Annotated in this window: 22 protein-coding genes and 4 tRNA genes; 23 read left to right on the top strand and 3 right to left on the bottom strand. The window is 60.4% G+C overall.

What is annotated here, in order from left to right; genetic code table 11:
• The first annotated feature begins 20 nt into the window (after window positions 1-20).
• The 17 genes from rplS to H6A15_RS01045 all read left to right on the top strand — a co-directional run bounded on the left by rplS (window position 21) and on the right by H6A15_RS01045 (window position 16,997).
• Complete coding sequence (rplS, locus tag H6A15_RS00965) at window positions 21-362, top strand: 50S ribosomal protein L19 (protein ID WP_204671478.1); 342 nt, start codon at window positions 21-23, stop codon at window positions 360-362.
• A gap of 97 nt (window positions 363-459) precedes the next feature.
• A complete protein-coding gene (locus H6A15_RS00970) occupies window positions 460-1,248 on the top strand; it encodes a ribonuclease HII (protein ID WP_204671480.1) in 789 nt (262 codons plus the stop codon).
• A gap of 167 nt (window positions 1,249-1,415) precedes the next feature.
• Window positions 1,416-1,901, top strand: coding sequence for a YraN family protein (locus H6A15_RS00975; protein ID WP_239462233.1), 486 nt, complete (start codon window positions 1,416-1,418; stop codon window positions 1,899-1,901).
• The gene (locus tag H6A15_RS00980; RefSeq protein WP_204671488.1) at window positions 1,898-3,409 is read left to right on the top strand and encodes a YifB family Mg chelatase-like AAA ATPase; all 1,512 of its coding nucleotides are present in this window, start codon (window positions 1,898-1,900) and stop codon (window positions 3,407-3,409) included. Before H6A15_RS00975 ends, H6A15_RS00980 begins: the two co-directional genes overlap by 4 nt.
• Window positions 3,406-4,362, top strand: a complete 957-nt coding sequence (locus H6A15_RS00985) for a DNA-processing protein DprA (protein WP_204671490.1) — start codon at window positions 3,406-3,408, stop codon at window positions 4,360-4,362. Before H6A15_RS00980 ends, H6A15_RS00985 begins: the two co-directional genes overlap by 4 nt.
• Window positions 4,363-4,372: 10 nt before the next feature.
• Window positions 4,373-5,701 carry a methylenetetrahydrofolate--tRNA-(uracil(54)-C(5))-methyltransferase (FADH(2)-oxidizing) TrmFO gene (trmFO, locus tag H6A15_RS00990; RefSeq protein ID WP_204671861.1) on the top strand — a complete coding sequence of 443 codons (1,329 nt, stop codon included), beginning with the start codon at window positions 4,373-4,375 and terminating at the stop codon, window positions 5,699-5,701.
• A complete protein-coding gene (locus H6A15_RS00995; RefSeq protein ID WP_239462234.1) occupies window positions 5,694-6,662 on the top strand; it encodes a tyrosine recombinase in 969 nt (322 codons plus the stop codon). Before trmFO ends, H6A15_RS00995 begins: the two co-directional genes overlap by 8 nt.
• Before the next feature lie 223 nt (window positions 6,663-6,885).
• Window positions 6,886-7,647: a 30S ribosomal protein S2 gene (gene rpsB, locus H6A15_RS01000; RefSeq protein ID WP_204671492.1), complete on the top strand. Its 762-nt coding sequence runs from the start codon at window positions 6,886-6,888 to the stop codon at window positions 7,645-7,647.
• A gap of 52 nt (window positions 7,648-7,699) precedes the next feature.
• The gene (tsf, locus tag H6A15_RS01005; protein WP_204671494.1) at window positions 7,700-8,575 is read left to right on the top strand and encodes a translation elongation factor Ts; all 876 of its coding nucleotides are present in this window, start codon (window positions 7,700-7,702) and stop codon (window positions 8,573-8,575) included.
• A 114-nt stretch (window positions 8,576-8,689) separates the two neighbouring features.
• Complete coding sequence (gene pyrH / locus H6A15_RS01010; protein ID WP_204671496.1) at window positions 8,690-9,412, top strand: UMP kinase; 723 nt, start codon at window positions 8,690-8,692, stop codon at window positions 9,410-9,412.
• Between the two features lie 2 nt (window positions 9,413-9,414).
• Window positions 9,415-9,948: a ribosome recycling factor gene (gene frr, locus H6A15_RS01015; RefSeq protein ID WP_204671498.1), complete on the top strand. Its 534-nt coding sequence runs from the start codon at window positions 9,415-9,417 to the stop codon at window positions 9,946-9,948.
• Window positions 9,949-10,737, top strand: a complete 789-nt coding sequence (locus H6A15_RS01020; protein ID WP_204671501.1) for an isoprenyl transferase — start codon at window positions 9,949-9,951, stop codon at window positions 10,735-10,737.
• Window positions 10,738-10,739: 2 nt separating this feature from the next.
• Window positions 10,740-11,609 carry a phosphatidate cytidylyltransferase gene (locus H6A15_RS01025; protein WP_239462235.1) on the top strand — a complete coding sequence of 290 codons (870 nt, stop codon included), beginning with the start codon at window positions 10,740-10,742 and terminating at the stop codon, window positions 11,607-11,609.
• On the top strand, window positions 11,606-12,763 hold the full coding sequence (gene dxr, locus H6A15_RS01030; protein ID WP_204671503.1) for a 1-deoxy-D-xylulose-5-phosphate reductoisomerase: 1,158 nt from the start codon (window positions 11,606-11,608) through the stop codon (window positions 12,761-12,763). The genes H6A15_RS01025 and dxr overlap by 4 nt, the downstream gene beginning before the upstream one ends.
• Window positions 12,764-12,780: 17 nt before the next feature.
• Window positions 12,781-14,145, top strand: a complete 1,365-nt coding sequence (locus tag H6A15_RS01035; RefSeq protein ID WP_204671505.1) for a M50 family metallopeptidase — start codon at window positions 12,781-12,783, stop codon at window positions 14,143-14,145.
• Window positions 14,146-14,154: 9 nt separating this feature from the next.
• Entirely contained in the window at window positions 14,155-15,216 is a 1,062-nt protein-coding gene (gene ispG / locus H6A15_RS01040; protein ID WP_204671507.1) for a flavodoxin-dependent (E)-4-hydroxy-3-methylbut-2-enyl-diphosphate synthase, read from the top strand.
• Window positions 15,217-15,281: 65 nt separating this feature from the next.
• On the top strand, window positions 15,282-16,997 hold the full coding sequence (locus H6A15_RS01045; protein ID WP_275060804.1) for a proline--tRNA ligase: 1,716 nt from the start codon (window positions 15,282-15,284) through the stop codon (window positions 16,995-16,997).
• 120 nt (window positions 16,998-17,117) lie between these two features.
• Here H6A15_RS01045 and H6A15_RS01050 read toward each other — a convergent pair.
• The 3 genes from H6A15_RS01050 to H6A15_RS01060 form a co-directional block, all read right to left on the bottom strand.
• Window positions 17,118-17,193: transfer RNA gene (locus H6A15_RS01050), tRNA-Ile, on the bottom strand.
• A 44-nt stretch (window positions 17,194-17,237) separates the two neighbouring features.
• A tRNA-Ala gene (locus H6A15_RS01055) sits at window positions 17,238-17,313 on the bottom strand.
• 140 nt (window positions 17,314-17,453) lie between these two features.
• A tRNA-Ala gene (locus tag H6A15_RS01060) sits at window positions 17,454-17,529 on the bottom strand.
• A 156-nt stretch (window positions 17,530-17,685) separates the two neighbouring features.
• On the opposite strand from H6A15_RS01060, the gene H6A15_RS01065 reads away from it, so the two are divergent.
• The 6 genes from H6A15_RS01065 (at window position 17,686) to scpB (ending at window position 22,885) form a co-directional block, all read left to right on the top strand.
• A tRNA-Val gene (locus H6A15_RS01065) sits at window positions 17,686-17,760 on the top strand.
• A 547-nt stretch (window positions 17,761-18,307) separates the two neighbouring features.
• A complete protein-coding gene (locus H6A15_RS01070; RefSeq protein ID WP_204671509.1) occupies window positions 18,308-20,329 on the top strand; it encodes an ABC-F family ATP-binding cassette domain-containing protein in 2,022 nt (673 codons plus the stop codon).
• Entirely contained in the window at window positions 20,316-20,612 is a 297-nt protein-coding gene (locus H6A15_RS01075; RefSeq protein WP_204671511.1) for a hypothetical protein, read from the top strand. Before H6A15_RS01070 ends, H6A15_RS01075 begins: the two co-directional genes overlap by 14 nt.
• A gap of 8 nt (window positions 20,613-20,620) precedes the next feature.
• Entirely contained in the window at window positions 20,621-21,295 is a 675-nt protein-coding gene (locus H6A15_RS01080; protein WP_204671513.1) for a site-2 protease family protein, read from the top strand.
• Window positions 21,296-21,366: 71 nt separating this feature from the next.
• Window positions 21,367-22,185, top strand: a complete 819-nt coding sequence (locus H6A15_RS01085) for a segregation and condensation protein A (RefSeq protein ID WP_204671521.1) — start codon at window positions 21,367-21,369, stop codon at window positions 22,183-22,185.
• Complete coding sequence (scpB, locus tag H6A15_RS01090) at window positions 22,172-22,885, top strand: SMC-Scp complex subunit ScpB (RefSeq protein WP_204671529.1); 714 nt, start codon at window positions 22,172-22,174, stop codon at window positions 22,883-22,885. The genes H6A15_RS01085 and scpB overlap by 14 nt, the downstream gene beginning before the upstream one ends.
• Window positions 22,886-22,898: the final 13 nt, after the last annotated feature.

Genomic DNA, 22,898 nt, shown 5'->3' on the forward strand with positions numbered 1-22,898 from the left:
TCTAGAAGAGTGAGGAAACCATGGACTACATTCGCGCCATCGAGCGTCAGGACATCCGCGAGGACATCCCCCAGGTTCGCGTCGGCGACAACGTCAAGGTGCACTATCGCATCAAGGAGGGTGACCGTGAGCGCATCCAGGTCTTCCAGGGCGACGTCATCCGCATGAGCGGTGGCTCTTCCCGCGAGACCTTTACCGTCCGTAAGATCTCTTTCGGCATCGGCGTCGAGCGCACCTTCCCGCTTCACAGCCCCAAGATCGCCAAGCTCGAGGTCGTCCGTCACGGTCGTGTTCGTCGCGCCAAGCTTTACTACCTCCGCAACAAGGTGGGCAAGGCTGCTCGCATCCCCGAGAAACGCTAAGCGTTCTTCGCTAGAACCATATCAGGGCCGCCTTCGGGCGGCCCTTTTTCATGACACAATGGCGATTGGTTCCCAAGTGTGCCTTGGAGGTAAGGCTATGGCTAACATGACGAGTTCGGCACCTGCCGCACAGATCGCAGCCGAATTGGGCAGCGCTCCGCTTGAAGAGCTCCAAGCTCTCATCGATCGCTACCGGGAAGATCCACGCGTCCAGGTGGTAAAGGCGTGCGAGCGCGCAGCGCGACGCCTCGAGCGCGAGCGGGCAGAGAGGGCTCGCGTACGCGACATGTATGCAGCGATGCGCGAGCTCGGCGGTCCGGGAACCATCGTGGGTGTCGACGAGGTGGGTAGGGGAGCGGTGGCTGGCCCTCTTACGGTGTGCGCCGTCTGCCTTCCTGATGATCCCATCATCTGGGGCATCGATGATTCCAAGCGTCTCACGCCCACACGGCGCGAGGTTCTGGCTGCACGCATAGCGGAGGTTGCCACCGCAATCGGCATCTGCCACATACCCGCTTCCCAGATCGACGAGATCGGCATGGGGGCGTCCTTGAGGCGAGCCGTTGCAAATGCCGTAGCCGATACGGGCATTGACCCAGATAGCGTCCTCATGGATGGCAACCCGCTCCATGCTGTGCGAGGCGAGCGCGACATAGTTCATGGCGACGCCCGTGTCGCATGCATCGCCGCCGCATCCATCGTTGCCAAGGTGACGCGAGACGAGCTTATGGTTGAGCTTGATGCCGACTACCCCGCATATCATTTTGCGCAATGCAAAGGATACGCCTCACCCGAGCATATCGCTGCGATTCGAGAGCGGGGACTCTCAGACCAGCACCGCGTGAGCTTTTGTGGAAACTTCCTGGAGACCGCTCGATTGTTCTAATGACGCACCTGCCGTCATTTGCAAGCATACGTTCCCTGTGAGCTGCGCTGCCGTGCGTGTTGTTAGATTGTGGCGAGCCTGAAGAAAGAATTGGGCAAGGAACAACGCTCCCTCGAGAAAGAACGGCCCCTGAAGATGGGTCCGACCGTTCAGGAAGGGAGCAAGCCATGTCTGATACATCTGACGGCCAGGTCTCGACGATGGGCTTCGATGACTTCTATGAAGCGGGAGTGCGGACGATCGACGATCTTACTCCTGAAGAAGTGGCCGCTCTCGGCTCGAAATCGCTGGGTTCGCTCGGCGAGGTGCTTGCGGCATGCTATTTGGATGCTCGAGGCTACGAAGTCCTTGAACATAACTATCGCTGTCCCGAGGGCGAGGCCGACCTCATCGCATATGACCCAGAAAGCGACGACATCGTTCTGGTAGAGGTCAAGACGCGTCGAGCCCGCGCCTCCGACCAGCTCTTTCCCGAAGAGGCGGTAGATAATGCGAAGCGCAGGCGCTATCGACGCATCGCGGCCTGCTACATCATGGAACACTATCCGGTGCTGTCCATGCGCTTCGATGTGATCGCCATAACCATCATTGGCGACAACGATGCCGACCTTAGCCACTACTTCGATGTCTTCGGGTGGGAGGCGGGGAGGTGAGCGCCCAGGTATATTCGGTGCATGCAGCCTGCATTCGGGGAGTCGAGGCGCAGCCCGTCACGGTCGAGGTCTCCGTTTCGGCAGGCATGCCCAATATCGTGCTCGTCGGAATGGCAGACTCCGGCGTCCTCGAGGCGCGATTGCGCATCCGGTGCGCCATCAAGTCTTCCGGGTTCAGCGTTCCCCGTGCAAGCATAACGGTCAACCTTGCTCCCGGCGATATGCGAAAGACCGGATCGGGCCTCGACCTTCCCATAGCGGTCGCAATTCTCGCGGTGTCAGGACAGATTCCCCTCAATGGACTCGACCGCTGCCTCTTCGCCGGAGAGCTTGCCCTGGACGGAGGCGTCAACCCCATCAGGGGCGAGGTGGCATACCAATTGTTGGCGCGAGACCGTTCTTTGATGTTCGTGGGCCCTTTGAGCGGGTCACACGTTTCGTTCGATGGGGTAGCGCATGAGGGGCTTTCGAATCTTAGAGACATCGCGCACGGTGTCGGCACCGGGCTTCATGCGATTCGCATGAGTCCGACACGCAACGACTGCGAGGAGCCCCTCGATTTTTCGGACGTCTTGGGTCAGGAGGCGATTAAGCGTGCGCTCGCCGTGGCAGCCGTCGGCGACCTCGGGGTGCTCATGGTGGGTGCGCCCGGCTCCGGAAAGACCATGCTCGCCCGACGAATGACGACGATACTGCCCGATCTCGAGGCACGCGAGATGCAGGACGCCCTATGCATCCATTCCGTTGTAGGGGAGCGCATAGAGGGGCTGCTCGTGGGAAGGCGCCCGTTTCGAAGCCCGCACCACAGCATTTCTGCAGCAGGACTGGTGGGAGGCGGGAGACCCGTTCGCCCTGGAGAGATATCGCTCGCCCATGGCGGCGTGCTCTTCCTGGACGAGCTCGCCGAGTTTCCCACCCATATTCTTCAGCTGCTGCGCCAGCCGCTTGAAGACCGTGAGGTTCGCATCGTCAGGGCGGATGGCCTCTATCGCTTTCCCTGCGATTTCAGGCTCCTCGCGGCAAGCAATCCTTGCCCCTGCGGGTATCTCGGTGACGACGACGTGCCCTGCAGCTGCGCGCCCGCCGCAGTCGAGCGCTATCGCGCGAAGCTCGGGGGACCGCTTATGGATCGCATCGACCTCCTCCTCGACGTACACAGACCCGACCCAAGGGTGATTCTCGAGGGGGCGGAGGGCGCCTCGTCGGCAGAGCTGCGCGAAACGGTCGAGCGGGGGCGTGCCTTCAGGTCATGGCGCGGCCTTAACGATGACGAGGTGCATGCGAAACCTGCGGGAAGCTCTCCGGGCGACGCGGCGAGGCGATTCAACCTTGCGGACGACGCATATGATGCCCTGCTGTCTATGGCAGAGGCGACCCATCTTACCGGCAGGGGAATCATGAGGCTCGGTCGCATCGCGCGGGCGATTGCGGATATGGCAGAAAAGCCATGCGTTGCCGCTGAACACGTTATGGAAGCGGCGGTATACCAGGGGAGAAGAGAGCGATGACGGAATGGTCTGACGATCGGAGATGGGTGATCGAGCGGGGGTCGGACGCATATCCAGCCGATATCGAGAGACTTTCCGACGCGCCTGACAGGCTCTATGTACGAGGCGATCCTGAAGTCCTGGGGCGTCCCGCGCTTGCCATCATCGGGTCCAGGGTTGCCACGCCATACGGCATCGCGTGCTCGCAGCTCGCTGCCCGCGTTGCGGCTGAAGCCGGCATCGTCGTGGTGTCCGGCGGAGCTCTTGGATGTGACCAGGCTGGCGGCCGAGAGGTGCTTGATTGCGGCGGGACGCATGTCGCCGTGCTCGGCTGCGGCGCGGACGTCGTGTACCCTCGCAGCAGCTCAGACCTGCTCAAGCGCACATTGGAGCAGGGCGGCGCCATCGTATCGCTCGATACCTGGGGCACGCACCCCCGACGGTGGGCATTTCCGCGCAGAAACCGTGTCATAGCCGCTCTCTCTCGCGCCGTCTTCATAGGAGAGGCCGGCCTTCCATCTGGAACCTTCTCCACTGCCGAAGCGGCGCTCGAGCTTGGGCACGAGGTTCTCGCCGCACCCGGATCGATCTTTTCGGCGCAGTCATGTGGGACCAACTACCTCATCTCTGAGGGGGCGTGCTGCGTCGCGGATCAAGAGTCGCTCGAGGTCGCGATATCAAGGATATTTGGGACGCTCCGAAAGACTGCGACAAGGGCAGCGGGGGCGTCGACGGACGATCCCGTCGAGCGACGCGTCCTCGAAGCGCTCATAGCCTCCCCCATGCGATCGGACGATATCGCACGCCTCGCGAATACCGATGCCATGGGTGGCGTCCAGCTCATCGGTTCGCTCGTCGTGCGGGGACTGATCTCCCAGCTACCTGACGGCCGCTATGGTGCTTCGGAGGCGGCGCTTCACGCGCAGACCACCTTCGGGCACAATGGGAGAGACCAAACGCGACGGCAAGGATAAGGATGGGGACATGACGGTAAACATGGTGACCGTGGTGGGCGGCGGCCTCGCAGGTAGCGAGTGCGCGTTGCAGCTGGCTCGGCGCGGGGTGCGGGTGCGACTCTTTGAAATGCGTCCACGGGTTTCCTCGCCGGCTCACCATACGGCCAACCTTGCAGAGCTCGTATGCTCGAATTCCTTTAAGGCAACCAGGCTGGATTCTGCGGCGGGCCTTCTAAAGGAAGAGCTGCGCCGCATGGGTTCATGTCTATTGTCGTGCGCAGAGAAGGCTTCCGTCCCTGCCGGCGGAGCGCTCGCGGTCGACCGCGAGCAGTTCTCGCGAGAAGTGGAGCAACTTGTCGCCCAACAAGAGGGAATTGAGGTCATCCGCGAGGAGGTCACCGATATCCCAGAGGGTCGGGTCGTCATTGCGGCGGGACCGCTCGCGTCGCCCGCGCTCAGCGCGCGCCTCCACGATTTGGTTGGAGGTGATTCGCTCGCGTTTTTTGACGCTGCCGCCCCGATTGTAGACGCCGCCACCCTCGATCGCGACGTCCTCTTCTCTCAGTCTCGCTACGGTGAGGCGGGGGAGGGAGACTATCTCAACGCTCCGCTCAATCGTGAGGAATATGAGAGCTTCATCGACGCCCTCGTACATGCGGAGCGCGTCGTTCTGAAAGACTTTGAGGGCGGGGACCTGTTCCAAGCGTGCCAGCCAGCAGAAGAGGTGGCCCGAACGGGCAAAGACGCCATTCGCTTCGGCGCCATGAAGCCGGTGGGGCTCACCGATCCCCGGACGGGCCGCAGGCCTTGGGCGGCGGTGCAGCTGCGTGCCGAGAATGCAGAGCGCACCGCCTACAATCTGGTGGGATTCCAGACAAACCTGACCTTCCCGGAGCAGCGTCGCGTGTTCCGCATGATTCCAGGCCTGGAAAACGCTGAATTCTTCCGGTATGGCGTCATGCATCGCAACACCTTCGTCGATGCGCCCCACGTACTCGACTGCACCTTTGCCGTTCCAGGAACGACCGTTCGCCTGGCGGGTCAAATCACCGGTACCGAAGGTTACATGGAGGCCGTCGCCTCGGGCCTTCTCGCCGCGCTTAACACGTGGGCAGACCTTGCGGGGACTCCTGCAGTCAGCCTGCCGCGGACCGGCGCCCTCGGCTCCCTCGTGGCATATGCGACCGATCCAGAAACCGTCGGATATCAGCCCATGCATGTAAACTTCGGCCTCGTTCCTCCACTTGAGGACGCAAAGCGCCGCGGGAAGCGCGAGCGATACGCAGCCTATGCCGATCGAGCCCTCAAAGACCTCGATTCCTACCTTCAGGCGAGAGCTGACCTTTTCCATGTCTAGCGATGCCAGGCCTTCATCGCCTGTCGCGACCAGCACCCATGATGCGGCGGACGACGACGCGATGATCGCAATCGATCGCTTCGCATGCTTCCTGTCGCAGATGGAGGGGGCGTCTCCGCAGACGGTCCGAGCATACCGCGGGCATCTTGAAGCGTATGCGTCTTGGGCGAGGCGCACGGATAGGGACGCATTGCACGTTTCGGTCCAAGACCTCCGCCGCTATCTTGCCGAGCTAAAGATGGCGCGATACGCCCCGCGGACCGTCGCCTCACACCTTTCCGCCATTCGCTCGTTCTTTCGATGGGCGCTTGTCGAAGAGCTTGTCGACACCGATGTCGCATCGACCATTCAAACGCCGAAAACCCCCGGATCGCTTCCGTCGACGGTCTCGCATGAGGAGATGAAACGCCTGCTCGAGGCGCCTGACCTGACGTGTGACGACGGGGTCCGCGACCGCGCGATGCTGGAGCTCTTCTATGCAACCGGCGCCCGCATCTCCGAGCTGGCGGGGCTCAGGCTTAACTCGTTTGCTCCCGCCGAGCGAACCGTAAGGCTCCTCGGCAAGGGCTCGAAAGAACGTATCGTCCCCGTATATCGCAGGGCATGGTCTGCCCTTGAAGGATATCTCGACGGCCCGAGGGGACGTCTGCTGGCCGCTGCCGGAGATGCTGCTTCCACACAGGCCCAGTCGCTCTTTATATCACGGCGAGGCAAGCCCATGAACGCAGACGCCCTCCGCTATCGGTTTCGGGTGCTGGCCCGAAAAGCCGGGCTTCCAAGCGATATAACGCCTCATACGATGCGTCACACCTTTGCGACCGACTTGCTCCAAGGCGGGGCGGACCTACGGAGCGTCCAAGAGCTCCTGGGGCATGCGAGCCTTTCGACGACGCAGCTCTATACGCACCTGACGCCCGAGCGGCTAAAGAATGCCGTGCACCAGGCCCACCCGCGAGGGTAGCTGCCCGCATCGAGCGAACCCATCAAACCTATTTTTGTATTTATCCAGCTGACGTTTGCAATGCGTGCAGCAGCTGCTATTATGCATGAGGTTGCTGCACAGGCAGCGACATGTTCATCACACACGCGCGGCTACTCCCACGTCGTGGTGCCCGGGACCCAGCCATGTCCAGGGTGTTCGCGGGAGGCCGACCCCGCGCGGAGGCAAACCACAGGAGGTTTATATGGCTACCAAGATCAATATCCGCACCCTTCTTGAGGCCGGCTGCCACTTCGGCCACCAGACCCGTCGCTGGAACCCCAAGATGAAGCCGTTCATCTTCGGTGAGCGCAACGGCATCTATATTCTCGACCTCAAGCAGACCATCGTTAACGCCGATGCTGCCTACACCTTCCTGCGCAACGCCGCCAAGGGCGGCAAGGTGCTCTTCGTCGGCACCAAGAAGCAGGCCCAGGAGCCGGTCAAGGCCGCTGCCGAGCGCGCCGGCATGCCCTACATCAACCAGCGCTGGCTGGGCGGCATGCTCACCAACTTCGTTACCATCCGCTCCCGCATCAACCGCATGGAGGAGCTCGAGGCCATGGTCGCCGACGGCCGCATGGCCGTTCTGCCCAAGAAGGAGCAGGCTGTTCTCGGCAAGGAGCTCGCCAAGCTCCAGACCAACCTCGGTGGCGCCCGCGATCTCAAGGGCCTTCCCTCCGCGCTCTTCGTTATCGACACCAAGCGCGAGGAGAACGCCATCAAGGAGGCCCGTCGCCTCAACATCCCGGTCGTCGCCCTCATCGACACCAACTCTGATCCTGACGAGGTCACCTATGGCATCCCCTGCAACGACGATGCCATTTCCGCCGTCACCCTCATGTGCGAGCTGATGGCCGATGCGTGCCTGTCCGGCGCCGGCAAGGAGCAGATCTCTGAGGCCGAGATGGCCGGCGAGGCCCCCGCTGCCGAGGCCGAGGCCGCAGAGGCTCCTGCCGCCGAGTAGTTTCTAGCAGTCGTATCCATCGATTCGTCCTCATCGATTGAAAGGATCACCCATGGCTCAGATCACCGCCGCAATGGTCAAGCAGCTCCGCGAGATGACCGACTCTCCGATGATGGAGTGCAAGAAGGCCCTCGTCGAGGCCGATGGCGATATGGACGTCGCCGTCGACGTCCTGCGCAAGAACGGCCTGGCCGCTGCTGCCAAGAAGGCAGGCCGCGCCACCAACGAGGGCGCTATCGGCGCCTACGTCTCCGAGGATGCCACTGCCGGCGCCCTCGTCGAGGTCGCTTGCGAGACCGACTTCGTCGGCTCCAACCCCAAGTTCACCGGCTTTGCCGCCCGCGTTGCCCAGCAGGTCTCCGAGACCGAGCCTGCAGACGTCGAGGCGCTGCTTGCCTCCGATATGGACGGCGAGACCGTCGAGGCTGCCCTCACCGAGCTGATCCACGTCATCGGCGAGAACATGAAGATCACGCGCTTCGCTTCCCGCAAGCCGGAGCACGGTGCCATCTCCAGCTACATCCACATGGGTGGCAAGATCGGCGTTCTCGTCGAGTTCTCCTTCGAGAAGCCTGAGACCGGCGCCGCCGACGCTTTCAAGACCTTCGCCCACGACGTTGCCATGCAGGTTGCCGCCACGTCGCCCATCTGCGCAGTCCGTGAGGACGTTCCGCAGGAGGTCATCGATCACGAGGTCTCCATCTACAAGGCCCAGGCTGCAGAGTCTGGCAAGCCTGAGGCTATCCAGGAGAAGATGGCCGTTGGCCGTCTGGAGAAGTTCTACAAGGGCTGCGTGCTCACCGAGCAGGAGTTCATCAAGGATTCCAACATGACCATCAGCCAGTACGCTGCTCAGGTCAGCAAGGAGCTCGGCGACACCATCGCCATCGTCGGCTTCGATCGTCTCGAGCGCGGCGAGAACAACTAGTTCATCGCATCGATGTCGAATGAGCAGGCTGTAGGTTCGCCTATGGCCTGCTTTTTCATGAGTGTCATCAGCATCTTTGCTATGATGGTGCAAGATTCAATCTAAGGAGGACCCTTGTCCCAGTATCTTTACAAGCGCGTATTGCTCAAACTCTCCGGTGAGGCGCTCATGGGGGAGGGCGGCTACGGCATCGATCCCAAGGTCACCGACCGCCTTGCACGTCAAGTCAAAGAGCTTGTTGACGATGGCATCGAAGTGGGCATCGTCGTCGGCGGAGGCAATATATTCCGCGGAATGGCCGGTGCCGCCCAGGGCATGGACCGTGCTCAGGCGGACTACATGGGCATGCTTGCAACCATCATGAATGCTCTCGCCCTGCAGGACGCCTTCGAGCGCGGCGGCAGCGCATGCCGCGTCATGAGCGCCATCCAGATGAACGAGGTCTGCGAGCCCTACATTCGTCGTCGCGCCATGCGCCATCTCGAGAAGGGCGAGGTCGTCATCTTTGCCGCCGGTTCCGGCAACCCATACTTCACCACAGACACCGCTGCGGCCCTTCGCGCGTGCGAGATTGGCGCCGACTGCCTCCTCAAGGCCACGAAGGTCGACGGCATCTATGACAAGGATCCGGTCACGCACGCTGACGCCAAGCGTTTTGACCACATCAGCTACCATGAGGTCCTCGTCCGCGGTCTCCAGGTAATGGATTCCACCGCTGCCGCGCTGTGCCAGGACAACAGCATGCCCATCATCGTCTTGAACATCGAGGGCGAAGACAACATCAAGCACGCCCTCATGGGTGAACCCGTCGGAACCGTCGTCGTACAGGAGGACTAGACATGGCAGAGATTACCGAGCACATGGATAAGACCATCGAGGCCCTGAAGCACAACTTCGCGAAGGTCCGCACCGGTCGTGCCAACGCCAACATCCTTGGCGACATCACGGTTGACTACTACGGCGTCGCCACCCCCATCACACAGGTCGCCGCCGTCAAGGTGCCCGAAGCCCACATGCTGATGGTCGAGCCATGGGACAAGGCGCTGCTCAACGCCATCGTCAAGGCCATCAGCGCCTCTGATCTCGGCATCACGCCAAGCTCCGATGGCTCCGTGGTGCGCCTGCCCTTCCCGGCACCCACCGAGGAGCGTCGCCGTGAACTCGTCAAGGAGTGCCGCGAGCTTGCCGAGCAGGCACGCGTCTCCATCCGCAACATCCGTCGCGATTTCAACAATCGTCTTGACCGCGACGAAGAGCTTTCTGAAGACGAGGTCCGTCGCGAGCAGGCCAAGGTGCAGAAGCATACCGATGCCTACATCGCAAAGATCGAGGAGCTTCTGAAGGCTAAAGAAGCAGAGGTCATGGAGATCTAGGTGGACGATTCGACCTTCGAGACATTTTTTGCGGACCCGCCCGCGTCGATCGACCTCAACGCGCTCGATCGCACGCGGGTTCCGCGTCATATTTCATGCATTATGGATGGCAACGGCCGCTGGGCAACGTCGCGCGGCCTATCGCGGGGTGAGGGACATAAGGCCGGCATCGTCTCGCTTCGCGAGATCATCACTGCCTGCGTTCGCCTTGGCGTGGACGTCCTTTCTGCATATGCCTTTTCTACCGAGAATTGGTCGCGTCCCAAGGCTGAGGTCAATCTCCTCATGCATCTCTTCGCTAAAACGTTTATCGAAGAGCTCCCTCTGCTGCATCGAGAAAACGTGAAGGTGCTCTTTCTGGGTGACATCTCGTCTCTTCCTGAAGAGACGCGCCGGGTATTTGAATACGGCCTCGCTGAGACGCGCGACCACACCGGCATGGTGCTCGCGCTCGCCGTCAACTATGGCGGCCGCGCCGAGATCGCTCGCGCCGCCCGCCTGCTCGCAAACAAAGTTGCGGCGGGGGAGCTTTCTGCGGATGACATCGACGAGGCTTCGATTGCGGGCGAGCTCTACACGGCCGGCCTGCCTGACCCTGAACTCGTGATCAGGACCTCTGGCGAGCTTCGCATTTCTAACTACTTGCTCTGGCAGGTCGCCTATTCCGAGTTCTACATCACCGATACCTATTGGCCCGACTTCGATCGCTGGGGCTTGGTTGAGGCCATCCTGGCTTTCCAGCATCGAGACCGTCGCTTCGGTGGCCTTTCGCGTGCAAAGGGGCGCTGAGCATGGACGCACCAGACCAACAGTCCAGACGCCGCCTGCGCCAAGGCGAGCAGAATCCTGACAGCGCGTTCTCTCGCTTTATGACCCGCGTTGTCTACGGGCTGCTCTATGTCGGCATCTTTATCGGCTGCTTGCTCGGAGGAACCATCAGCACGGCCATCTTCATCGCGGTGGTAAGCTGGCTGTGCTGCACGGAATTCTTTGACATGATGAAGCGCGACGGCAAGATGCCCAACACGGTACTGGGACTTCCCGCCGCCGCGCTCTTCCCGGTCGCCGCGCTTGGAGATTCCCACTTTTTGAGCGCCGCGCTCTTCCTTCTCGTGCTTTCGGTGGGCCTTTGGTATGTCTTCTCACCGCGTTGCCGCATCGCTGACGTCTCCGTGACCCTTATGGGGCCGGTCTATACCGGCTATATGCTTTCCTCGGTCGTGCTGCTGCGTGACGCTGTGCCGGGCTTTCCCGGCGCATTGCTCACCGTCGGCATCTGTGCGTCGCTATGGGTCTCCGATTCATTCGCCTATCTTGTGGGAAGTAAGATCGGACGCCACAAAATGGTTCCGAAAATCTCTCCGAACAAGAGCTGGGAAGGCTTTGTCGGAGGAATTGTCGGGTCGGTCATCGTGTGGTGCATTCTCGCTGTGACCGGTCTCTACCGTCTGAACATTCCCTACGCGATGCTTTGTGGCGTCATCGTGTCCATCCTCGGGGTATTCGGTGATCTTATCGAATCCCGCATCAAGCGCGGCGTAGGCGTAAAAGATTCGGGTAACCTGATACCCGGACACGGCGGTATGCTCGATCGAAATGACTCTCTTATATTCGGGTCTATCACCGCACAGCTTTTGTTGATTATCGGAGGCGTTATATGACGGAATGCGCTCGGACGCGTGTGGCGATTCTGGGTTGCACCGGTTCTGTTGGGTCGCAAGCGCTCGATGTCTGCCGCAAGCATGCCGAACGTCTTGAGGTGGTGGCGCTTTCGGCGCATCGCAACGTCAGGGCCCTCGCCGCTGCGGCTCGCGAGTTTTCAGTCAAGCACGTTTGCCTCACCTCTGGTGAGGCTTTGTCCATCGAGGACCTGCCTTCTGATTGCAACGTCCTGCGTGGCGTCGAGGGCCTTTGCGAGCTCGCCTCGCTTGACGAGGTGGACTGCGTCTTGGTGTCGGTGGTGGGAGCGGCAGGCCTTTTGCCGAGCATCGCCGCCCTCAAGGCCGGAAAAAGGCTTGCCCTTGCCAACAAAGAGGCCCTTGTGGTGGGCGGCGACCTGCTCATGCCGCTCGCAGGACCCAACCAGCTCTTGCCGGTCGACTCTGAGCATTCGGCCCTCTTCCAATGCATGTCGGCTGGTCGCCATGACGAGGTCTATGCCATTTGGCTCACTTGTTCAGGCGGTCCGTTCTTTGGCATGACGCCTCAGGAGCTTTCCCGCGTGACGGTCGAGCAGGCACTCAATCACCCCACATGGAGCATGGGCTCGAAGATCACCGTTGATTCCGCAACCCTCATGAACAAGGGCCTCGAACGAATCGAGGCGAAGCATCTGTTCCATTGCGGCATCGATGACATACGGGTGCTCATACATCGCCAGTCGAAGGTCCACTCTATGGTTGAATATGTCGACGGTTCGGTCATCGCTCATCTCGGTGCATCCGATATGCGCATTCCGATCCAGTTCGCACTTTCTTATCCCGAGCGCTGGGATACGCCTGCTGAGCGCATCGACTATCGTACTCTGGGATCGCTTGACTTTGCATCGCCCGACGACAAAGCCTTCGCATGTCTTCGTCTTGCAGAAGAGGCTGGCCGCGCAGGCGGTACGGCGCCCTGCGTTCTCAACGCCGCAAACGAGATCGCGGTCGCAGCGTTTTTGTCGGGGGAGTGCGCCTTTACGGATATTTCCGCGACGGTCGAGGCCTGTCTCGAAGACCACGAGGTCATGCCCGTCGCCTCTGTTGATCAGCTCCTGGATATCGATGCATGGGCTCGTTCTCGAGCTCGCGAGGTGCTCTCCCGCCGCTCATGATTTGATTGGAAGGTCTTATGGACACCATACTTGGCGTCATCGGCCCGATATTTTGGGGTCTGCTTACCCTGTCTGTACTCGTAGGGGTTCACGAAGGCGGGCACTTCCTTGCCGCGCGTGCTTGCGGCGTGCGCGTGACCGAGTTCTTCCTTGGTCTTCCCTGCAGGTTCAACCTTCATCATGTGTCGCGCCGCATCGGTACCAAATTCGGCGTGACCCCGCTGCTTCTAGGCGGCTACGCCATGATCTGCGGCATGGATCCATCTCCAGCCGAGCACGCGCCCCAAGTCTTGGGGCTTGTGCATAGGCGCGGAAAGCTTTCTGTCGAGGAGATCTCTACGGAACTTTCCATCGACGAAGACGCTGCGATGGAAGCCTGCGTCCAGCTTCTAGGATGGGGCGCCCTTGCTCCGGCATATGACCCCGAAAAGGGGGAGGGCCCCTCATCCAAATACTATCCGACAACGTATGCTTCGATGCCCAGAGATGCCGCAGGCAACACCATCTATGACGGCAAGGCTTTCGAGCGCTCGGGAGCAACTGCAGAGGGCGAGCCGTGGGAGCCGCCCTTTAGCGATGAGGAGTTCTATGCTCGAGAGCGTTCCCATACCTACCTCGGAAAAGGTTTTTGGAAACGCGCGTTCATGCTTGTCGCCGGCATTGCGGTCAACCTGCTCTCCGGCTTCTTGCTCCTCATGAGCATCTATTCTATCGTGGGGGTCACCGTGCCGGTCGATTCGACCGAGGTCGGCGTGGTCGAAGAGGGCACCCCTGCCTACGATGCCGGCCTCAGGACGGGCGATGTCATCCTCTCCTTTGACGGGGTGGACGTCAGCACCTGGTCCGACATCCAGCAGGCTGCCCAAGAGTTTGACAGCGACGAGCTTGCCATCACCTATGAGCGCGACGGCTCCGAATTTGATGCGATGGTCTCGGTCACCGAGGGTCAATCCCTCGGCATCTCCCAATCGACGACGGTCGTCCACCTCAACCCGATAGATTCCGCACATCTCGCTGGGGCCTATGTCTACATGACGGGCACATCGGTGGCGCAGCTGCTCAATCCCGCCCGCACCATGGAGGTTCTCAATGGGTCGACCTCGATCGTCGGCATCTCCGTCATGTCAGCAGAGGCGGCTGCTGCCGGTCCGGCGACTTATCTGACCTTTGGAGCGCTCATCTCGTTTTCTTTAGGATTCATGAACCTGCTTCCCATTCCTCCGCTCGACGGCGGAAAGCTCGTCATCGAAATCATTCAGGCGGTGATTCGACGCCCCTTGCCTGTAAAGGTCCAGAACGTCATCTCGTATGTAGGTGTCGGCATTTTTGGACTGCTTTTCGTATATCTGCTCCGCGGCGATATCCTGCGGTTCATTATGTAGGAGGCAGCGATGGCCATGCTCCCGCGCGAAAAGACACGCCAGGTAAACGTTGGCGGGGTGACCATAGGAGGCGGCGCCCCGGTCCGCGTGCAGTCTATGACCTGCACGCGGACCACGGATGCCGATGCGACCCTCGCGCAAGTTCATGAGCTCGTTGATGCGGGCTGCGACCTTGTACGCGTAACGTTGCCCTCGCGAGAAGCCGTAGAGAGCTTTCGCCGCATCTGCGCAGAAAGCCCTGTCCCCATCATCGCAGACATCCACTTCGATTACCGGCTTGCTTTGTGCGCCATCGATGCAGGGGCGGCGAAGCTCCGCATCAATCCGGGCAATATCGGTGACTGGTCGCGCGTCGATGCGGTCATCGATGCGGCGGGGGAGGCGGGCGTCGCCATTCGAATCGGCGTGAACGCGGGCTCGCTCGAACGCTCGGTTGCCGAGCAGGACGGCCTCACCCTTCCAGAGAAGCTCGTAGACTCCTCCGTGCGCTTCGTGCAGCATTTCGAAGATCGCGCCTTTACCGATATCGTGCTCTCGGCAAAGGCGCACGACGTCCCCACGACCATTGAGACGTATCGGTCCCTATCGCGTGAGCTTCCACACATTCCGCTCCACCTTGGCGTCACCGAGGCCGGCACCTCTCTGCAAGGCACTATTAAAAGCTCCGTGGGGCTCGGCGTTCTCCTTGCCGAAGGCATCGGTGACACGATGCGGGTTTCCCTTACCGCAGATCCCGTTGAAGAGCCGGCTGTTGCCTGGGGCATCCTCTCATGCCTAGGTATTCGTCGGCGCGGGCCGGAGCTCGTATCATGTCCTACATGCGGCCGCTGCCAAGTCGACCTCATACCCATCGCCCAAGAGGTATCCCGTCGCCTTCAGGACGTCACCTCGCCGATCTCGGTCGCTGTCATGGGATGCGTCGTAAACGGGCCGGGCGAGGCGTCTGACGCCGATGTGGGCGTAGCGTGTGGCAAAGGCTCCGCGTTGCTGTTCAAACGGGGCGAGGTGCTGCGTAAAGTACCCGAGGATGCTATCATCGATGAATTGTTCCGCGAGATCGAGTCGCTCTGAGGCAAGCTGACCCTTCATCGGCCACTCGCGGGCTCCGCTTTATCCAGCTCGCATAAGGAGTACTTATGTCTCAGGTCATGAAGATGTCCCGCCTCTATGCGCCCACTCTTAAGGAGGATCCTGCAGAGGCGGAGCTAGCAAGCCACCGCTTGCTGCTGCGCGCCGGCATGATTCGCAAGCAGGCCGCTGGTCTGTATAGCTACCTTCCGCTTGCATGGCGGTCGCTCCGCAAGATCGAGGATATCGTTCGCGATGAAATGGACGCCGCAGGGGCTCAAGAGCTCCTCATGCCGATCCTGACCGATGCCGAGCTGTGGCGCGAGAGTGGTCGCTGGGACGCCTACGGTCCCGAGCTCATGCGGCTTTCCGACCGCCATGACCGTGACTTCGTCCTAGGCCCCACGCATGAAGAGACGGTCACCTCCCTCATCACCAACGAGCTCAAGAGCTATAAGCAGCTACCGGTGAACCTCTATCAGATCCAAGACAAGTTCCGCGACGAGATGCGTCCCCGCTTTGGACTTATGCGCGGCCGCGAGTTCATCATGAAGGACGGCTATTCCTTCAACGCCACGCAGGAAAGCCTGCAGGAGACGTATGACGCCATGAAACAGGCATACGCCAACATCTGCGAGCGCTGCGGGCTCCACGCCCTGCCCGTCGTCGCAGATTCCGGACAGATCGGCGGCGACACGTCGGTCGAGTTCATGGCTCTTGCCGATGCCGGCGAGGCGGCGCTCGTCTACTGTGACGACTGCGGATTTGCTGCCGACGAGGAGGCCGCCACGACCTCCGTCGTCGTCACCGAGGGACCTGGCGACGGCACGCTTACCAAGGTTCACACCCCTGGCATGGGAACGATCGAGGCCGTCGCGGCGTTCTTCGGCTTCCCCGAGAACGGCACTCGCAAGTCTCTCGCCCTGATTGCAGAGGATGGAACTCCTGTCGTTGCCATTGTCCCTGGCGACCATGAGCTGAATGAGGTCAAGGCTGAGCACCTGTTCGGAGCATATCATCTCATGACCGACGAAGAGCTCCAGGAGCACGGTCTCATCAAGGGCTTCATCGGCCCGGTGAATCTGCCTGATGGAATTCGCCTTGTGGTCGATGAGTGCCTGCGCGACTCTAAGAAATGGGCCTGTGGAGCGAACGAGGAGGATTATCACTACACGGGCGCCTGCCCCGAGCGCGACTTTGTCGTCGACGAGTGGGCGGACCTGGTGACCGTGAAGGCTGGAGACCCGTGCCCCCACTGCGGAAAGCCCCTCTCTGGCGCGCGCGGCATCGAGGTCTCTCAGGTCTTCCAGCTCGGAACGAAGTATTCTGCCGCCATGGGGGCAACCTTTGCCGACGAGAATGGCGAAGAGAAGCCCTTCCTCATGGGTTGCTACGGCGTCGGCGTGTCCCGCACGCTCGCAGCCGTGGTCGAGCAGCACAACGACGAGCATGGCATCATCTGGCCCGTATCGGTGGCACCATACGAGGTCGCGGTCATCGCTCTTGATAAGAAGGGCGAGGCGTTCGATGCCGCCTCCAAGCTTGCCGACGATCTGGCCGTCGCTGGTCTCGAGGTCGTGTTTGACGATCGCGCCGAGCGTCCTGGAGTAAAGTTTGCCGACAGCGATCTCATGGGCTTCCCGTACCAAATCATTGTTGGTAAACGTGGGCTCGCCAACGGCACCGTCGAGGTCAAGGTTCGCGCCACAGGCGAGAGGAGCGACATCGCACTTGATGAGGTAGTTGAAAAGGTTGCCTACGAAGTGAAGGCCGCTCGCGCATAGCCGACTGCAACGACTTTTCTGAACCGCCGCCGCCCGGAAGACAACGTTTCCGGGCGGCGTCGTTCTATAGAGACTGACAGCGCATGAAAAAAGCCAGGTCAGTGACCTGGCTGTGATTGATGGTGGGCCCTGGGGGATTCGAACCCTCAACCCAGGGATTATGAGTCCCCTGCGCTAACCGTTGCGCCAAGAGCCCGGTAAGAAAACAGCCTCTGGAAACCAGAGGCTGTATACCTACGATGGTGGAGACGAGGGGGATCGAACCCCTGACCTCTTGACTGCCAGTCAAGCGCTCTCCCAGCTGAGCTACGCCCCCAAGCGGTGCGGGAATTACTATAGGCAAAGTTTGCGTTGATTGCAAGCAAAAGTTTATGAATATCGAGATATCCAAGAGAACCTGCTGTGGATAGCTCCAAATAAGAAAAGACCCCGCCGAAGCGAGGTCTGTGTGTTCAATGGTGGAGACGAGGGGAATCGAACCCCTGACCTCTTGACTGCCAGTCAAGCGCTCTCCCAGCTGAGCTACGCCCCCAAGCAACGAGGGATACTATACGGAACTTCTGCGTTTGTCGCAAGAACTTTTTTGAAAAACTTCGACGGGCATCATAACTGCTGCAAAAATGTTTCTCAAAAAGTTGTTGGCATCGATCATGGTCCATGGTAAGATACTCCTTGCTGAAAAGCACAAGGGCGTTTGGCTCAGGGGTAGAGCACATCCTTCACACGGATGGGGTCACAAGTTCAAATCTTGTAACGCCCACCAGAAAACAGCAGGTCGGAGGCTTAATGCTTCCGACCTTTTTCTTGCGCCATCGAATACGCCATCAAAGCGCCGTCAAATATGAGCTCATGGACATTTGGCTGCTGATCTTTTATTGCAGTTTGGCCGCACAAGACGAACTTCTTATGCAGAATGGCCGCTAAGGGCCCGAAAACTCGGTCTTAACGGCCATTCTGCAACATAAGTCCTCGAGAGGCGTCCATTTTGCAAGAGAAGTCAACGTGGACAAGCTGAGGAGCGGTGCGCAGGACGAGATGCGATGCGGGACCCAAGCACAAAACGGGGGTGCAGGACTGCCCGTACCGTCTACGACGCGAACCGCCAGAAGTGCAGCCCAGCTCCCGTAAGTAGAGTCTCTGCTCCCATTAGCGAGCTTCTGCTCCCGTACGCAGAATATGGGGCATCGGAGCGACGGTTGAGGAAGCCAGACGCCTCGGTTAAGCTATATCGCAGCGTCGTTTGTATGCTTGTAGTTTTGGTTTCTCGCAGCCCGGCTTGACCGGGTTTCTTTCTACCGTAGGTGTTATCGATGATTCTCTCTGTTGACAAGATCGAAAAGAGTTTTGGTGCCCGCACGCTGTTCAGCGGAGCTTCGTTTCAGGTCAATCCTGGCGATCGCTTTGCGCTCGTTGGCCCCAACGGTGCCGGCAAGACCACGCTGCTTAAAATCATCATGGGCATCGATGCGCCTGATTCCGGCTCTATCACCTTTGCAAAAGACGTCAACGTCGGGTACCTCGAACAGGAGACCAAGCTCGCGAGCGACCGCGCGGTCATCGACGAGGTGACCGCTTCTGCGGTCGAAATCAAAGCCCTGGGTGAGCGCGCAGAGGAGCTTCAGCTTCAAATCGCCGAGGCGGGGGAGCGCGGCGAGGTCCCTGAATCGCTCATGAAGGAGTATGGACACGTCCAGGACCGATTTGAACGCCTGGGCGGCTATGAGCTCGACAGCAACGCTCGCCAGATTCTTGCCGGACTTGGATTTCCGGTAAGCGAATTCAACAAGCCGTGCCGTGAGTTCTCCGGCGGATGGCAGATGCGCATCGCGCTGGCAAAGCTCTTTCTGCGCCACCCCGACCTTCTGCTCCTCGACGAGCCAACCAACCACCTCGACCTTGAGAGTGTCCAATGGCTCCGCGGCTTCATTGCTGGCTACGAGGGCGCCGTGCTCATCGTTTCACACGACCGAGCCTTTATGGATGCCTGCGTCGACCACGTCGCCGCCATTGAAAACCGACGGGTGACCACCTATACCGGAAACTACAGCTCCTATCTCAAGCAGCGCGAGGACAACCTTGAGCAGATGCGCGCCAAGCGTGCCGCCCAAGAGCGCGAGATCGCCCATATGCAGGTGTTTGTCGACAAGTTTCGCTACAAGCCGACCAAGGCGGCGCAAGCCCAGGAACGCATGCGCCGCATCGAGCAGATCAAGAGCGAGCTCGTGATCTTGCCCGAGGGTCACAAGCATGTCGACTTCAAGTTTCCAGACCCTCCGCGCTCCGGCGACATGGTCGTCAAGCTCGAGGAGGTCTCAAAGTCCTACGGAGAGCACCACATCTACAGCGACATAGACCTTACGCTCTACCGAGGCGACCACGTCGCTCTAGTCGGTCCTAACGGAGCCGGCAAGTCGACCCTCATGAAGATGATTGCAGGAATCGAGCCCCCCACGTCCGGCTCTCGCGACCTTGGCGTGAACGTGGGCGTCGCCTATTATGCGCAGCACCAGCTCGAGGGGCTCAACGAGTCGAACACCGTGCTACAGGAGATCGATTCGGTCGCACCCAGCTGGACCACGCCCCAGCAGAGGAGCCTGCTCGGCGCCTTCCTGTTCTCTGGTGAGGACGTCGACAAGCGCGTCGGTGTACTTTCGGGAGGAGAGCGAGCGCGTCTCGCCTTGGCAAAGATGCTCGTTTCGCCCGAGGCGCTGCTCTGTCTCGACGAGCCGACAAACCATCTCGATATCGATTCGGTCGACATGCTTGAGAACGCCCTTAAGCGCTTCCCGGGAACGATCGTGCTCATCAGCCATGACGAACACCTGGTGCGAGCGGTCGCCAACCGCGTGGTAGACATTCGTGACGGCAAGATGACCGTCATCGATGGGGACTATGACTACTATCTCTTCAAGCGTGACGACCTCGCTGCCCGCGCCGCGGCAGATTCCGCGGCGTCGCAGAGCCCCAGACGATCCCCGTCGAACCCCGGCCCACGAACGGCGTCTGCTGCTCAGGTCCCTTCCCAACGTGAAGGGAAGAAGACAAAGGAGCAGCGTCGAGCTGAGGCGGAGGCGCGGGCAGAGCTCAACCGCAGGCTCAAAAAGACTCGCGACGCCCTTAAGAAGGTGGAAGCGAAGCTCGAGACGGCACGCAAGCGATACGACGAGCTCATGGAACTCATGGCTTCGGAAGAGCTCTATGCCGACCAAGACAGATTTGCCGAGGCGCTCGCCGAATATAACGAGCTCAAGAAGGGCATCCCGGTCCTCGAAGACGAATGGCTGGAGCTTTCCACCACGATTGAAGAGGAGACCGAGCGTGGACGCGCGTAGGGCCCTTGCCGTCACCCTCACCCTACTATCCTTTGCGCTTCGCATCCTGGCGATTCTCATGTGTGCGCTCGTCGTGGTGCTCTGCTTTTCCGGCATGAGCGCACGCCTGGGCATCGTCGGGCTTGTAACCGAGCTGTCCCGCGCCATGCCGAGCGTGATCGCCGGCTACGGCGTCATCTCATCTCCGTTTGGCGGCGTCTTCCGCCTCGATTTCACCATCGTCGCGGTTTGTCTCTTTTTGCTTGACTACCTGTGTGCAAAGCTCGCACACAGCCTTCGCTAGGAGGCGTTGTGAACCAAATCCAGTATCTCATCATCAACGCGCTCGCCGTGGTGATCGGCATCGTCGTCCATGAGAGCGCCCACGCGCTTGCAGCCTATGCCCTCGGCGATGCTACGGCGCGCAGGCGCGGTCGCGTCTCGCTCAACCCGCTCAATCACATCGACCCCTTCGGCACGGTCATATTGCCGCTTCTCATGATCCTTGCAGGAGGCCCGGTTTTTGCCTTTGCCAAGCCCGTTCCGGTCTACCTTGGCAACCTCAAGCATCCGAAGCGCGACGAGGTCCTGGTGGCGCTCGCCGGCCCCGCTTCAAACATCGTGCTGTCTGCAGCGTTTGCCCTGCTGCTCCATGCGCTCTCGCCAGCGGCTGCGTCAGGGGTTATAAGCCTCGCCGTTGCCAACCTGCTGGCATCGCTGTGCGTAACCTCGATCGTGGTTAATCTCTCCTTGGCATTTTTCAACCTCATTCCGCTTCCTCCTCTCGACGGCTCGTCCGTCCTCGTGCTGTTCTTGAAGGGGCAGGCGCTGCAGGGCTACTACCGGCTGCAGCAGTACGCGATGCCCATCCTCATCATCGTGCTCTACCTCTTCCCCATGGTGCTGCGCATCGATCTGGTGGGCATGTACTTCGACGTCACGGTCTATCCGCTGGCCAACCTTCTCCTGGATTTCGCTTTGGCGTAGGCTCCGTTGCGGGCACATACGCTAAACTGTACGGTTGCACGACGCGCACGATGCAGGGGAAGGAGGGCGCTATGTCGTATCGGGTGAGCACCCAGGCCTATTCCGGCCCCTTCGACCTGCTGCTGCAGCTTGTGTCTCGACAGAAAGTCGACATCGGCGCCATCTCCATCTCCGAGGTCGCCGAGCAGTATCTTGCAGAGGTCGAGCGCATCGAAGCGCTCTACCTTGACGTGGCAAGCGACTTTCTGCTCGTCGCCGCGACCCTGCTCGATATCAAGGCGGCATCTTTGGTGCCTGCCGATACCGACAGCCCTCGCGATGTCGACGACGATGAACTCGATGAGTTCGCCAACCTTGACGGTGACGCCATGCGCGAGGTGCTCATCCAGCGCCTGATCGCTTATAAACAGTTCAAAGGGGCGGCTGCAGCACTTGGCGCTCGCATGGAGGCGGAGAGCCGCATGCATCCCCGCGTTGCCGGACCTGATCCGGAGTATTTGAACCTCATGCCCGACTACCTTGCAGGAATCACCCTGCGAGGCCTCGCGGTCATCTGTGCCGACCTTGATAGCAGGCGCGAGACGTTTCTGCTGGAAGCTGAGCACGTGGCCCCTCACCGCGTCCCGCTCGAGCTGACGGTCGCCTCCGTGGATCGCCTCACGATTGTCCGGCCGCATCTTACGTTCCGCGACCTTCTCGACGAGGGCTCTGACATCAGCCAGGTGGTCGTCACCTTTTTAGCCATGCTTGAACTTGCAAAACGCGGCTCGGTCACCCTGAAGCAAGACGAGCTGTTTGGAACCATCGAGATCGCTCGCGTTGAGGGAGCCCCAGAGTATCGTCCGGGCGACGCGCTGTTTACGGAGGAGGATTCCGATGCAAGATCTTGATCGGCTCGACCCCGCATCGTTGAAGGGCGCCCTTGAGGCGCTGCTGCTTGTCTCGAGCGATCCGGTGAGCGCCAGCGCGCTTGGCCAGGCGCTTTCCATAACGCCCGGTGAGGCCGCTTCGCTTCTTGCCGAGCTCTCGGTTGAGTACCGAGAGGCAAACCGCGGCTTCCAGCTACGCGAGGTGGCCGGCGGCTGGAGGCTGTTTACGCACCCGGCCTTTCACGACCAAGTTGAATCATACGTGCTTTCCTGGGATACCCAGAAGCTGTCTCAGGCGGCGCTCGAGACCCTTGCGGTCATCGCATACCACCAACCGGTCACGCGCGAGATGGTCAAAGGCGTCCGCGGCGTCAATTCCGACGGCGTCATCTCTTCGCTCGTCGACAAGGGGCTCGTTCGAGAACTCGGCAGGGATGCCCAACATGGGCAAGCCATTCTCTATGGCACCACGAACGCCTTCCTCGAAAAGTTCGGGCTGCGCTCCACCCGCGACCTTCCCGACCTTGAGCAGTTTGCCCCCGACGAGCAGTCACGCCAATTCATCCGCGAACGGCTCTCAGGTCGCTCCATACAGTCGACACTCGAAGAGACTGACGACGATCTTGAAGAGGAACGCGACCTTCTGGAAGATGACTACGATGCCGATGAAGACGACATCATGATCGTCGGCAATGCTACGGATGAAGACTATGACGAATGATGCCAGCCAAACA

The organism is Enorma phocaeensis (assembly GCF_016901575.1).
Lineage (GTDB): Bacteria > Actinomycetota > Coriobacteriia > Coriobacteriales > Coriobacteriaceae > Limicola > Limicola phocaeensis_A.